A 13,526-nucleotide genomic window follows, 5' to 3' on the forward strand; every position below is an offset into this window, starting at 1 on the left:
CCTCTTTTCTGACAGCAGGGGCGGATCTGAATCCGCCCCTGATCTTCTGATGAGCTAACCGATGAAAAACGCAACCTTCTACGTGCTGGAAACCGATGCAACGAGCGATGGCCTGAGTGCCGTTGAAGCGCTGGTGTGCAATCTGGCGGAAACACGCTGGCGGGCCGGAAAGCGGGTGTTGATCGCCTGCGAAGATGAACAGCAAGCCATTCGTCTCGACGAAGCGCTGTGGCAACGACCGGCAAATGCCTTCGTGCCGCACAACCTGGCGGGTGAAGGCCCGCGCTACGGTGCGCCGGTCGAGCTGGCCTGGCCACAGCGTCGCGGCAGTTCACAACGCGACCTGCTGATTAGCCTGCTGCCCCACTTCGCAGATTTTGCTACTGCTTTCCATGAAGTGATAGACTTCGTTCCTTACGAGGACGCTCTCAAACAACTGGCGCGCGACCGCTATAAAGCGTATCGCAGCGTTGGATTCCAATTGAATACGGCAGCGCCACCACAGCCGCAAACGACATAGCAGAAATGGAAAAGACATATAACCCGCAAGATATCGAGCAGCCGCTTTACGAGCATTGGGAAAAGCAGGGCTACTTCAAACCGAATGGCGATACCAGCCAGGAAAGCTTTTGCATCATGATCCCGCCGCCGAACGTCACCGGTAGCTTGCACATGGGTCACGCCTTCCAGCAAACCATCATGGACACCATGATCCGTTACCAGCGCATGCAGGGGAAAAATACCCTGTGGCAGGCCGGTACTGACCACGCGGGCATCGCCACGCAGATGGTGGTTGAGCGCAAAATTGCGGCTGAAGAGGGCAAGACGCGCCAGGACTATGGCCGCGATGCGTTCATTGAGAAAATCTGGCAGTGGAAAGCGGAATCCGGCGGCACCATTACCCGCCAGATGCGCCGCCTGGGTAACTCCGTCGACTGGGAGCGCGAGCGCTTCACCATGGACGATGGCCTTTCCAACGCCGTGAAAGAGGTGTTTGTTCGCCTCTACAAAGAGAACCTGATCTACCGTGGCAAACGCCTGGTGAACTGGGATCCTAAGCTGCGCACCGCGATCTCCGATCTGGAAGTGGAAAACCGCGAGAGCAAAGGCTCGATGTGGCATATCCGCTATCCGCTGGCTGATGGCGCAAAAACCGCCGACGGTAAAGATTACCTGGTCGTTGCCACCACCCGTCCGGAAACCCTGCTGGGCGATACCGGCGTGGCCGTTAACCCGGAAGATCCCCGTTACAAAGATCTGATTGGCAAATTTGTGCTGCTGCCGCTGGTTGGCCGTCTGATTCCAATCGTTGGCGACGAACATGCTGACATGGAAAAAGGCACCGGCTGCGTCAAGATCACCCCGGCGCATGACTTCAATGACTACGAAGTGGGTCGTCGTCATAAGCTGCCAATGATCAACATCCTGACCTTCGATGGTGATATCCGCGACCGCGCTCAGGTATATGACACCAACGGCGAAGCCAGCGATGCCTGTTCCGATGAGATCCCGGCCGCTTTCCAGAACATGGAACGCTTTGCCGCGCGTAAAGCCATCGTTGCCGCTGTCGATGAGCTGGGCCTGCTTGAAGAGATCAAGCCGCACGATCTGACCGTCCCTTACGGCGATCGTGGTGGCGTGGTGATCGAGCCGATGCTGACTGACCAGTGGTATGTGCGTACCGCGCCGCTGGCAAAAGTCGCCGTTGAAGCCGTTGAGAATGGCGACATCCAGTTCGTGCCGAAGCAGTACGAAAACATGTACTTCTCCTGGATGCGTGATATTCAGGACTGGTGTATTTCCCGTCAGCTCTGGTGGGGTCACCGCATCCCGGCGTGGTATGACAACAACGGTAACGTCTACGTTGGCCGTACCGAAGATGAAGTTCGCGCCGAGAACAACCTGGCCGCCGATGTGGCGCTACGTCAGGATGATGACGTGCTGGATACCTGGTTCTCCTCAGGTCTGTGGACCTTCTCCACCTTGGGCTGGCCGGAAAACACCGAAGCGCTGCGCACCTTCCATCCGACCAGCGTGCTGGTCAGCGGCTTCGACATCATCTTCTTCTGGATTGCCCGCATGATCATGCTGACCATGCACTTCATCAAAGATGAAAACGGCAAACCGCAGGTGCCGTTCAAAACCGTCTACATGACCGGTCTTATCCGCGATGAAGAAGGTCAGAAGATGTCGAAATCCAAGGGCAACGTGATTGACCCGCTGGATATGGTCGACGGCATTTCGCTGGAGGCGCTGCTGGAAAAACGCACCGGCAACATGATGCAGCCACAGCTGGCGGAGAAGATCCGCAAACGTACCGAGAAGCAGTTCCCGGACGGCATCGAGCCATCAGGCACCGATGCGCTGCGTTTCACTCTGGCGGCGCTGGCCTCAACCGGTCGCGACATCAACTGGGACATGAAGCGCCTGGAAGGGTATCGCAACTTCTGTAACAAGCTGTGGAACGCCAGCCGCTTCGTGCTGATGAACACCGAAGACCAGGATTGCGGACAGAATGGCGGCGAGATGACGCTGTCGCTGGCGGATCGCTGGATCCTGACCGAGTTCAACAACACGGTGAAAGCATACCGTGAAGCGCTGGATAGCTACCGTTTCGACATCGCGGCTAACCTGCTGTATGACTTCACCTGGAACCAGTTCTGCGACTGGTATCTGGAGCTGACCAAGCCGGTGATGAACAGCGGCAGTGAAGCTGAACTGCGTGGCACCCGCCATACGCTGGTTCACGTGCTGGAAGCGCTGCTGCGTCTGGCGCATCCGATCATTCCGTTTATCACTGAAACCATCTGGCAGCGCGTGAAGGGGCTGAAAAATATCAGCGACGACACCATTATGCTGCAGCCTTTCCCGCAGTACGATGCGGCGAAAGAAGATGCCGAAGCGAAAGCGGACATCGAATGGATGAAGCAGGCGATCGTCGCGGTGCGTAATATCCGTGCCGAGATGAACATCGCGCTGAGCAAGCCGCTGGATGTGCTGCTGCGTGACTGCTCACCTGCGGCACTGCGTCGCGTTGAGGCTAACCGCAACTTCCTGTCGCGCCTGGCGCGTCTGGAAAGCCTGACCATTCTGCCTGCAGGCGAGAAAGGCCCGGTGTCGGTGACCAAACTGGTTGAAGGCGCAGAGCTGCTGATCCCGATGGCAGATCTGGTGGATAAAACCGCCGAGCTGGAGCGTCTGGCGAAAGAGCTGGTTAAGCTGGATGTCGAGATCGAGAAGATTGAGACCAAGCTGGCAAACGAAGGCTTTGTGTCACGTGCGCCGGAAGCGGTCGTCGCGAAAGAGCGCGAACGCGTGGCAGACCTGCAACAATCAAAAGCAAAACTGATTGAACAGCAGGCGGTCATTGCGGCGCTCTGATTGATTTCTCGCTCTGAAAAAACCCTGCGCTCTGGCGCGGGGTTTTTTATTGTCAGTACTTGATGCTTAGCAAAGCTCGTAGTTCTGTGATGGTATCTGCTCTGCATCGTTCTTCAGTTAAATACACATGCGTATATCGACATAAGCGCTATGAGATTGATATAAAAACGTATAGCGGGTATAGATTGGAGAAAAACCACAGTCGAATTAACGGAAGAATTAATGTCTATTACAAAATTACGTTTTTATTCAATGCAACATTGATCCATATAGAGCTGCTAAAGCAGCATCAGTTCTGACCTGATTATTCCTGGCTATTAAACAATACTGACTTAAGTCTCTCAACTTGTGTTTAGAATCTTCGTCCACCCTCCATATCAATGCATTTCCTTGTAGAGCTTTTGTTCTTAATTGCTCTAAACCTGAAGGACAAATAAGCCAGACTTCATTATTCGAAAAAACCTGGAGTCCTTTAACGAGGCGGAACTTACCTACTTCTTTTGTTGGACCCCATTCTTTTTCAGGGAAATAGTATGCAGGGAAATCTTCTACATTAAAGGAAAAAAATTTTTCTTTCCAGGAAGCCATACCTACCAACTCAATTCCACGCTGATTTACTTGAATTATTAAAGCAGGAAAAACACCGAAAATAACAACAAGTATAAAAGGCGCTAGCACCAATGCAGGGTGAACTGACTGGACTCTGCCAGCTTTGTTTTTAAAAAGTATCATAAGCGCAGGCATAAAAAGTAAAACATATAAAATCACCACTATTGAGTATTGAACCAACAATTTCTCGCCAGTAAAATACACTTCTAAGTCTATTAAAATAAAAAGTGGCAAAATAGAAATGAAAGCAATACAGAGCGACATAGAACAGTAGAAAATATTTATAGTTATCTGATCTGCTTTAAACCTTTCCCAAGCGAACCATTTATTTAGTTCACAATTTACGAGACTTTTACGTTCGTGCATATTTTTCAAACGAGAAATAAACACTCGCAAGTACTCCTGCCTTTGATTATTTATGAAATAATTACATATCACATGTGTTATCAAACCCATCAAAGCAGGAATAACAAAAACCCCAACACTGGAATTTTCATTAATAAGTAGAACAGCAAGTGCAGTGAGAATAGTGATCAAAGCAGTAACAGCAGTACATCCTTCGTTATATTCAATGTTAAGTCTTTCCCGAATGCTTAATTTCTTTTTATCTTTAACTGTACTTTTAAGCCCCATTAACGAACAAAGAGCTGAAGGAATAAAGAACATGATGGAGATAGTGAGAAAGAAGACCAGAGAAGATATCAATACGGACAGACTTGCTGAAAGATTACCAATTACTAATGGAAAAAAATCCACTCGTCCAATCCACTTAAAATAAGCCCAAACGTTGATAAAACCCATGACAATAAAAATAAAAGATAAGTTCTTATAATTTTTAAATAACCAATGAAATGCTGTCATTCTTTGCCTCCTTAAAATATCAGCAATATTGCTTTTACATGACGATAATGTTACTTCTGGTAAATGTCTAACCGATTCGCATAACCCAATCCCAACATGATTTCTGACTCTCAGCACCTCCAGGTGCGGCCAATTACGGCCGCCGATAATCCGCATATTGCTCAGGTGATCCGTGATGTTTCTGCGGAGTTCGGCCTGACGGCTGACAAGGGCTACACCGTCTCCGATCCGCAGCTCGACCAGCTGTTTGAGCTCTACAGTGCAGAACAGAGTGCCTACTGGATTGTGGAGTATCAGGGCAAAGTGGTCGGCGGCGGCGGGGTTGCACCTCTGGCCTGTAGCGCGCCCGATATCTGCGAACTGCAAAAGATGTACTTTCTGCCAGAGGTGCGCGGTCAGGGTCTGGCGCGCGAACTGGCGCTGAGGGCGATAGAATATGCACGCAGCCACGGCTTCCGTCGCTGCTATCTGGAAACCACCGCCAGCCTGACGCGGGCGATTAAACTCTATGAGTCGCTGGGCTTTGAGCATATCGACAGCGCGATGGGCTGCACCGGCCATGTCGACTGCGAAGTACGGATGCTGAAACTACTGTGACAGACGGGGCTGCCCGCCCCGCCCGTGCAGCCGGATCAGAAGGCGGGAACGCCACTGTGAAAACGTAATTCGTTGTCGGGTTCGCTGATTAACCGCCCTTCTGTCACGCCAATCGCCTGAACCCGCGGCGCGATATCTTTATCGGCAATCTGTGCCGCCAGCATTAAATAGTCCTGATAATGCCGCGCTTCGGAGCGCAGCAGCGAAATATAGAACTTCGCCAGTTCATCATCAAGATACGGTGCCAGGCTGGCGAAACGCTCGCAGGATCGCGCCTCAATGTAAGCGCCACAAATCAGCTTATCCACCAGCGTTTCCGGCTCATGGGTGGTCACTTCGCGCAGCAGCGATTTGGCATAGCGGCTGGAGGTAATCTTCTGATAGACCAGCCCGCGCGACTGCATAATTTCCCACACCTGATAGAAGTGATGCAGCTCCTCTTTAATCAGCAGCACCATCTTCTCCACCAGCTCATCCGCCCACGGCAGCGCATTGCGCACAATAACGCTTTTTGTCAGGTTCTTATGGGCGTTGATAAAGTCGCTGTCGCCATCTTCGCGGAAAATAAAATCTTCATAGGGCTTCAGCCACGCCAGAATGGCGTCGCCGCTGGGTTTGTCGGCGACATATTTGCGGATCAGCCACACCGCGGTCTGGGCAGCTTTCAGCTCGCACACCAGATGGTCGGTTAACAGCAGGGTCAGGTTTTCCGGCTTGCGCGCCTCGTCAATCCAGGCCTGTGGCGTGCGGCAGTGCAGAAACTGATAGATCGGTTCAAGTAAGGGTGTGTAATTCATGATGTCAAAAGGGGTGGCAGAAGTGACAGGCGGAGAACTCTCCGCCCCGGCTACTTAGTGGCGAATACCATCATCATCTTCATCTTCGATGGCGTCGTCATCTTCGTCTTCATCTTCGGCATCAGGGTCTTCGAAATAGGTGCCCCAGCCGTCGTAGTCGACGTTGTACTTACCAATCAGGTTCACCAGTTGCTCAACCTGCACATCAATCAGTTCAGGCTTCAGCGCAGATTCGCTGATGATGTCGACGCACATCACGGTGGTGCCATCTTCCAGCTCCAGCTCTTCCGGCTCGGTCACTTCATAACCCAGCTTGAATGCGTCAACCGCGGCTTTTTCCAGTGAATCAAAATTATTGCATGAGAGATGATGCTCGATGGTATAGAGCGCATCAGGATCGCTGCCATCCTCCAGCAGCTCTTCGATAATCTGCCGTGTCTCTTCCTGCTGCTCTTCCAGTAATGCTTCATATGCCATGACAATGTCCTCTCTGAGTTCGGCAATAATCAATTATTTTCCCACACTGCCTGTCGCGCCACTACACAAAAAGAAAAGTTTATTAGCTCCAGACTTGAAAATGAATATTCATACGGTTAAATTGAATTTTAATTCATTTTAATGATTACCGGAGTGTTGTATGAGTCAACTGTATCAGCGCCATTTCCTCAGGCTTCTGGATTTTACCCCCGCCGAAATTGATCACCTGCTTTCCCTGTCCGCTGAGTTGAAACAGGCGAAAAAAAGCGCCAGCGAAGTGCAGTATCTGAAAGGCAAAAACATCGCGCTCATCTTCGAAAAAGACTCGACCCGTACCCGATGCTCTTTCGAAGTTGCCGCTTACGATCAGGGTGCAAACGTCACTTATCTCGGCCCGAGTGGCAGTCAGATCGGCCATAAAGAGTCAATGCGCGACACCGCGCGGGTGCTGGGCCGCATGTACGATGGCATTCAGTATCGCGGTTACGGTCAGGAGCTGGTGGAGACGCTGGCAGAACACGCCGGTGTGCCGGTGTGGAACGGTCTGACCACCGAGTTTCATCCAACCCAGTTGCTGGCTGACCTGCTGACCATGCAGGAGCATCTGCCGGGCAAAAAGCTCAGCGAGATGACACTGGTTTATGTGGGCGATGCACGCAACAACATGGGTAACACCATGCTGGAAGCCGCCGCTCAGGTCGGTCTGGATCTGCGTCTGGTGGCACCGAAGAGCTGCTGGCCAGAGGACGAACTGGTGGCGCAGTGCCGCGACGCTGCGCAGCAGACCGGTGGCAAAATTACCCTCACCGAAGATATTGCTGATGGCGTAAAAGGCGCTGACTTTATCTACACCGACGTCTGGGTGTCGATGGGCGAAGCCAAAGAAGTCTGGGCCGAGCGTATTGCCCTGCTGCGTGACTATCAGGTCAACCGGGCGATGCTCGATCTGACCGGTAATCCGCTGGTGAAATTCCTGCACTGCCTGCCCGCTTTCCACGATGACCAGACCACACTGGGCCAGCAGATGGCAGAGCAGTACGATCTGCCCAACGGTATGGAAGTGAGCAACGAGGTATTTGAGTCGCCGCACAGCATTGTGTTTGACCAGGCCGAGAACCGGATGCACACCATTAAAGCGGTGATGGTCGCCACGCTGGGCCAGCGCTGACCGGCGGGGTTCAGACGGGCTGAGGACGCTAAGTCACGTCCGCTGGTGAAGAGCGCGTCACCCGTCTGACGGCCCATGCGCGCTTAGCTGCTACCGAGGCGCAAACGTTTTCCTCTTGCCGCCCCACCGCGAACGGGTATAATGCGGCCCAATTTGCCGGAGGAAATATGCGACAGCACAGCGGACAATTTAACGTTCAATCACGCCTGACCGCAGGCGGCGCTGCTGTTTCTTTCGGTCATCGACCCGATCTTAAAAAAGCCCCTTAAGCAGGGGCTTTTTTTTGTCCGCAATCCGGCCGCGCAGAGGAGAGAGCTATGCCTAACCCGCTATATCGCAAGCACATTATTTCAATCAATGACCTCAGTCGTGAAGAGCTGGAACTGGCGCTGCACACCGCTGCAAAGTTGAAAGCCCATCCGCAGCCGGAACTGCTGAAGCACAAGGTGATCGCCAGTTGCTTTTTTGAGGCCTCGACCCGTACCCGCCTGTCGTTTGAAACTGCGATCCATCGCCTGGGCGCGTCAGCGGTGGGCTTTGCGGACGGCAGTAATACCTCGCTGGGCAAAAAAGGCGAAACCCTGGCCGACACCATTTCCGTCATCGGCACCTACGTTGATGCGATCGTGATGCGTCATCCGCAGGAAGGCGCGGCGCGGCTGGCGACCGAGTTCTCCGGCGGCATCCCGATTCTCAACGCTGGTGACGGCGCAAACCAGCATCCGACCCAGACGCTGCTCGATCTCTTCACCATTCAGGAGACGCAGAGCCGTCTTAATCAGCTGAATGTGGCGATGGTCGGCGACCTGAAGTATGGCCGAACCGTGCACTCCCTGACGCAGGCGCTGGCGAAATTTGATGGCAACCGTTTCTTTTTCATCGCACCCGATGCGCTGGCGATGCCGGCCTATATCACCGACATGCTGGATGAGAAGAACATCGCCTGGTCACGGCACGACAGTTTTGAAGAGGTGATGCCGCAGCTCGATATCCTCTACATGACCCGGGTGCAGAAAGAGCGGCTCGACCCGTCCGAATATGCCAACGTCAAAGCACAGTTCATTCTGCGCGCTGCCGACCTCAGCACAGCGCGCGACAACATGAAGGTGCTGCACCCGCTGCCGCGCATCGACGAGATCACCACCGATGTCGATAAAACCCCGTATGCCTGGTATTTCCAGCAGGCGGGTAACGGCATCTATGCGCGCCAGGCTCTGCTGGCACTGGTTTTAAACAGCGAACTCGCCCTGTAAGGAGAATCCCCCATGACGCAGGACAACAAATTGCAGGTCGAAGCGATCAAACGCGGCACGGTCATCGACCATATTCCGGCGCAGATCGGTTTTAAACTGCTCTCCCTGTTCCGGCTGACCGAAACCGATCAGCGCATTACCATCGGTCTGAATCTGCCGTCGGGCGAGATGGGCCGCAAAGATCTGATCAAAATTGAGAACACCTTTCTCACCGACGATCAGGTAAATCAGCTGGCGGTCTATGCGCCGCACGCCACGGTTAACCGCATCGACGACTACGAAGTGGTAGCGAAGATCGCCCCGACGCTGCCGGATCACGTTGAACGGGTGCTGACCTGCCCCAACAGCAACTGCATCAGCCGCAGCGAGCCGGTCTTCTCCAGCTTTGCCGTGAAGCAGCGTGCCGACGATGTGCATCTGAAGTGCAAATATTGCGAGAAAGAGTTCGCCCGTCATGTGGTGCTGGGTCACTGGTAATCGCCCTGCCCGACCTTATAATGGGCAACACCGGCGGCATCGCCGCCTGACGACATAATCAAAGGAGCCATGATGTCTCGTGAAATCAGTACTGAAAAAGCCCCTGCCGCTATCGGTCCCTATGTTCAGGGTGTCGATCTGGGCAGCATGATCATCACCTCAGGTCAGATCCCGGTCGATCCGGCGACTGGCCAGGTGGCAGATGACATTGCCGCACAGGCGCGTCAGTCACTGGAAAATGTGAAGGCGATTGTTGAAGCCGCGGGTCTGAAGGTGGGTGACATCGTGAAGACCACGGTGTTCGTGAAGGACCTGAATGATTTCGCCACGGTCAACGCGACCTATGAAGCGTTTTTCACCGAGCATGAAGCTAACTTCCCGGCGCGTTCCTGTGTCGAAGTGGCGCGTCTGCCAAAAGATGTGAAGATCGAAATCGAAGCGATTGCCGTCCGTCGCTAAGCCTCACGCCGCCTCTTCCCGCGTAAGCCGGAGAGAGGCGGCGAATTTGTTACCGCTTAGCCAGTCGCCACAGCCACAGCACCGTAATCGCCAGCGCAAACAGCACGCCAAAACCGACGCCCGTCGCCACCGGAGGGGCTCCCGCCTTAATCGCCAGCGTATAGAGCCCCAGCATGATCAGCATGGCGCTGTTCTCGCCCAGGTTCTGAACCGCAATCGCATTGCCTGACCCGACGCTCTCTTTGCCGCGCGCCTGCAGCAGCGCATTCAGCGGCACCACAAAGAAACCGCCCAGCGCACCAATCAGCATCAGCACCAGATAAGCATTCATCAGGGAGTGCTGCAGCGCGAAGACCACCACCATCACGCCAATCAGCACACCAGCTGGCATGCAGCGACGCACGGTCTCCAGCGTGACCAGCTTCGCCGCCGCCGCCGCGCCAATCACAATGCCGATCGCCACCATCGCATTCAGCGTGGTTGGCGTGGTGTTGTCATTGATGCCCAGCGCCACCGGCACCCACAGCACCAGCAGGAAACGCAGCGTCACGCCTGCGCCCCAGAACAGACTGGTACCGAGCAGTGAGAAGCGCGTCTCTGCGTCACGCCACAGCAGCGCAGCGGCACTGAAGAAACTGCGCGTCATCACGCCAAACTGCCAGCTCTGACCCGGCCGTGCCGCCTGCAGTTTCGGGATAAACAGGTTCGCGACCACGGCGATGCCGTAGGTCAGCGCACAGATCCCCAGTGCCGCCAGAATATGCCAGTCAGCCAGCATACCGCCTGCCACCGAGCCAAGCAGGATGGCGGCGATGGTCGACGCCTCCATCAGCCCGTTGGCTTTCACCAGCTTCTCGCCGTGGGTGATCTCACCGAGGATGCCATATTTGGCCGGCGAGTAGGCCGCTGCGCCCGCGCCCACCAGCGTGTAGCCGAGGAAGGGATTGAAGCCGAAGCAGATCACCAGCGCGCCCAGCAGCTTCAGGCTGTTGGCGAGCATCATCACCCGCCCTTTCGCCATGCTGTCCGCCACCTGCCCGACAAACGGTGCCAGCAGAATGTAGGCTGCAACAAACAGCATCTGTAATACCGGCTGGCTCCACTCGGGATAGAACTGACTTTTCAGCACCGCCAGCGTGGCAAACAGCAGCGCGTTATCGCCGAAGGCCGAAAAGAACTGGGCGATAATCACGGCAATCATGCCGCGCGACATCAGCGGCGCATTACGATCAAGGCTCATGCCTGCTCCTCTTCCGCCATTTTTTTCAGCGTGACGTAGTCGGGTTTACCGCTGCCCAGCTGCGGCAGCTGCTTCATGACACGGATATCACGCGGCAGTGCCAGCTCTGGTGCACCCAGCTCGCGGGCCGCTTTCTGCAGCCTGTCGCGCGTCAGCTCAGCATCGGTGGTGAACAGCACCAGTGCCTCACCGCGCTGACCATCCGGGCGCAGTGAAGCGGCGTGCTGTTTGTCCGGTGACGCTTTAAGGGCGATCTGCTCGACGATCTCCAGTGACACCATCTCACCGGCAATCTTCGCAAAGCGTTTGGCACGGCCCTGAATCTGGCAGAAGCCGCCTTCATCGAAGCTGACGATATCGCCGGTGTCATACCAGCCCGCTTCCATATTGCCTTCACCATCGTCGGCGGCCGGTGCTTCCAGCACGCCAGGATTTTCGACCCGCAGATAGCCCTTCATCACGTTCGGCCCACGCAGTTGCAGGCGTCCGCCGTGCTCAATGCCCGGCACCGACATCAGTCGTGAATCCATGCCCGGCAGAATGCGCCCCACGGTGTGCGTCTTCGCCGCCATCGGCACGTTAATCGCCACAACCGGTGCGCACTCGGTTACGCCGTAGCCTTCGAGAATGCGAATGCCATACTTCTCGATGTAGAGCTGACGGGTGTTCTCCTGCAGCTTCTCCGCACCCGCGACCACATAGCGCAGACGGGCAAAATCATAGGGCGCGGCAAAGCGCGCGTAGTTACCCAGGAAGGTTGAGGTGCCAAACAGCACGGTGCAGTTACGGTCATAAACCAGCTCCGGCACGATGCGATAGTGCAATGGGCTGGGATAGAGGAAGACCTGTGCGCCGGTCATCAGCGGCGTAAACAGCCCGACGGTCAGACCAAACGCATGGAACAGCGGCAGCGCCGACATAAAGCGGTCGCGCGGGGTGAAGTCCGCGATGGTGCGGATCTGCTCAACGTTTGCCAGCAGGCTTTTATGCGAGTGCACCACCCCTTTAGGGTTGCCTTCCGAGCCGGAGGTAAACAGCACCATCGCGGCGTCTTCCGGCTGCTGAGGCAGCTGGGCGCGATGCGGCATCAGCAGATGCGCGAGGATCCACAGTTTGTCCTTGCCGGTGACGGTATCTTTCAGATCTTCCAGGTAGATCCACTGCACATCGTCCAGCCCCTGCGGCAGATGCCACAGGTTGCCTTTGTCCAGGAACTGCCGTGATGTGAAGACGGTTTTGATCTGCGCGGCGGTCAGTGCAGCCCGCATGCCGTTAACGCCTGCGCTGTAGTTGAGCATTGCCGGAACACGCCCGCGCAGGGTGGCCCCGAAAATCGCTGCTGCTGTCACAGTGGTATTGGGCAGCAGCAGCCCCACCACTTCTCGCGGCTGGCTGTAGCGCTCCAGAATACGGCCCACGCCCAGCGACTTCTTCAGCAGTCCGGTGTAGCTGTCGGGTTTGAAATTCACATCTTCGATGCAGCGCTTAAACGCGCCATAGCGTGTCCGCGCCGCCAGAAACGCCTCAAACAGGGTTTCACGCGGACGCACCGCCATGCGCGCTTCCATCATCACGTGATGCAGATGCTCCCCGGCCAGCACGCGCCGGTCGCGCGCCCGTTTCGCCTCCGGCATCGGAATGCGGGTCGCGGGCAGAATGGTCAGGGTGATGCGCGGGAACAGGCGACGTTTGAACACGCCCGCCAGACGACCGAACGGCGTGTATTCAGCGCCTTCGATGCGCATCGGCACCACATTCGCGCCTGAACGCGCGGCGACAAAGCCGGCCCCGCTGTAGATCTTCATCAGCGATCCGGTCACGGTTATCCGGCCTTCCGGGAAGATCACCACCGGACGGCCCGTATCAATCAGCCGTACCAGCTGCTTCAGCGCCATAGGCCGGGTCGGATCCAGCGGCACAAAGTCGATAAAGGGTTTAATCAGACGCATAAACCAGCTTTCGCTGATGGTCGAGTAGACGGCGAATACCGGTTTAATCGGTAAAAAGAGCGCCAGCAGCATGCCGTCGAGAAACGACATATGGTTCGGCGTGATTAATACCTTCTGCTTATGCAGTTCGGCGACGTCGCCACGCAGTTCGACCCGCCATAACAGGCGAAATATCAGGCGTAAAAGTGTGAAAGCCATGCCGGTTCCTTAGCATCGTGAAAATTAGCCCCTCACGATGCAGGATTTGACGCGGTTCGA

The 13,526-nt window shown here is 55.2% G+C and carries 12 protein-coding genes; 7 read left to right on the forward strand and 5 right to left on the reverse strand.

Features of this window, described 5'->3' with window-relative positions:
• Window positions 1-61 precede the first annotated feature (61 nt).
• A complete protein-coding gene (locus tag IV493_RS15595; RefSeq protein WP_008925453.1) occupies window positions 62-520 on the forward strand; it encodes a DNA polymerase III subunit chi in 459 nt (152 codons plus the stop codon).
• A 5-nt stretch (window positions 521-525) separates the two neighbouring features.
• Window positions 526-3,381 (forward strand): valine--tRNA ligase, encoded by a 2,856-nt coding sequence (locus IV493_RS15600; RefSeq protein WP_033781700.1) that lies wholly within the window; start codon window positions 526-528, stop codon window positions 3,379-3,381.
• A gap of 249 nt (window positions 3,382-3,630) precedes the next feature.
• Here the strand turns inward: IV493_RS15600 and IV493_RS15605 are convergent, their stop codons facing one another.
• Complete coding sequence (locus IV493_RS15605; protein WP_195857412.1) at window positions 3,631-4,851, reverse strand: hypothetical protein; 1,221 nt, start codon at window positions 4,849-4,851, stop codon at window positions 3,631-3,633.
• Window positions 4,852-4,947: 96 nt separating this feature from the next.
• On the opposite strand from IV493_RS15605, the gene IV493_RS15610 reads away from it, so the two are divergent.
• Window positions 4,948-5,448: a GNAT family N-acetyltransferase gene (locus tag IV493_RS15610; RefSeq protein WP_033731349.1), complete on the forward strand. Its 501-nt coding sequence runs from the start codon at window positions 4,948-4,950 to the stop codon at window positions 5,446-5,448.
• A gap of 35 nt (window positions 5,449-5,483) precedes the next feature.
• On the opposite strand, the gene IV493_RS15615 is transcribed toward IV493_RS15610, so the two are convergent.
• Window positions 5,484-6,245, reverse strand: a complete 762-nt coding sequence (locus IV493_RS15615; RefSeq protein ID WP_195857413.1) for a tRNA-(ms[2]io[6]A)-hydroxylase — start codon at window positions 6,243-6,245, stop codon at window positions 5,484-5,486.
• A 54-nt stretch (window positions 6,246-6,299) separates the two neighbouring features.
• A complete protein-coding gene (gene rraB / locus IV493_RS15620) occupies window positions 6,300-6,722 on the reverse strand; it encodes a ribonuclease E inhibitor RraB (RefSeq protein WP_013359940.1) in 423 nt (140 codons plus the stop codon).
• A gap of 160 nt (window positions 6,723-6,882) precedes the next feature.
• Here rraB and argF point away from each other — a divergent pair, with 160 nt between their 5' ends.
• The 4 genes from argF (at window position 6,883) to ridA (ending at window position 10,079) form a co-directional block, all read left to right on the forward strand.
• Window positions 6,883-7,890 carry an ornithine carbamoyltransferase gene (argF, locus tag IV493_RS15625; protein ID WP_013359939.1) on the forward strand — a complete coding sequence of 336 codons (1,008 nt, stop codon included), beginning with the start codon at window positions 6,883-6,885 and terminating at the stop codon, window positions 7,888-7,890.
• Window positions 7,891-8,207: 317 nt separating this feature from the next.
• Window positions 8,208-9,143 (forward strand): aspartate carbamoyltransferase, encoded by a 936-nt coding sequence (gene pyrB, locus IV493_RS15630; RefSeq protein WP_147789326.1) that lies wholly within the window; start codon window positions 8,208-8,210, stop codon window positions 9,141-9,143.
• Window positions 9,144-9,155: 12 nt separating this feature from the next.
• Window positions 9,156-9,620 carry an aspartate carbamoyltransferase regulatory subunit gene (pyrI, locus tag IV493_RS15635; RefSeq protein WP_010251684.1) on the forward strand — a complete coding sequence of 155 codons (465 nt, stop codon included), beginning with the start codon at window positions 9,156-9,158 and terminating at the stop codon, window positions 9,618-9,620.
• A 72-nt stretch (window positions 9,621-9,692) separates the two neighbouring features.
• Window positions 9,693-10,079 carry a 2-iminobutanoate/2-iminopropanoate deaminase gene (gene ridA, locus IV493_RS15640; RefSeq protein ID WP_013359937.1) on the forward strand — a complete coding sequence of 129 codons (387 nt, stop codon included), beginning with the start codon at window positions 9,693-9,695 and terminating at the stop codon, window positions 10,077-10,079.
• A gap of 49 nt (window positions 10,080-10,128) precedes the next feature.
• Here the strand turns inward: ridA and lplT are convergent, their stop codons facing one another.
• Both lplT and aas read right to left on the reverse strand, forming a co-directional pair.
• Complete coding sequence (gene lplT / locus IV493_RS15645; RefSeq protein WP_195857414.1) at window positions 10,129-11,319, reverse strand: lysophospholipid transporter LplT; 1,191 nt, start codon at window positions 11,317-11,319, stop codon at window positions 10,129-10,131.
• Complete coding sequence (gene aas, locus IV493_RS15650) at window positions 11,316-13,466, reverse strand: bifunctional acyl-ACP--phospholipid O-acyltransferase/long-chain-fatty-acid--ACP ligase (RefSeq protein WP_147789324.1); 2,151 nt, start codon at window positions 13,464-13,466, stop codon at window positions 11,316-11,318. Before aas ends, lplT begins: the two co-directional genes overlap by 4 nt.
• Window positions 13,467-13,526: the final 60 nt, after the last annotated feature.

Origin of the sequence: Pantoea sp. SM3640 (assembly GCF_015654165.1) — a bacterium.
GTDB lineage: Bacteria > Pseudomonadota > Gammaproteobacteria > Enterobacterales > Enterobacteriaceae > Pantoea > Pantoea vagans.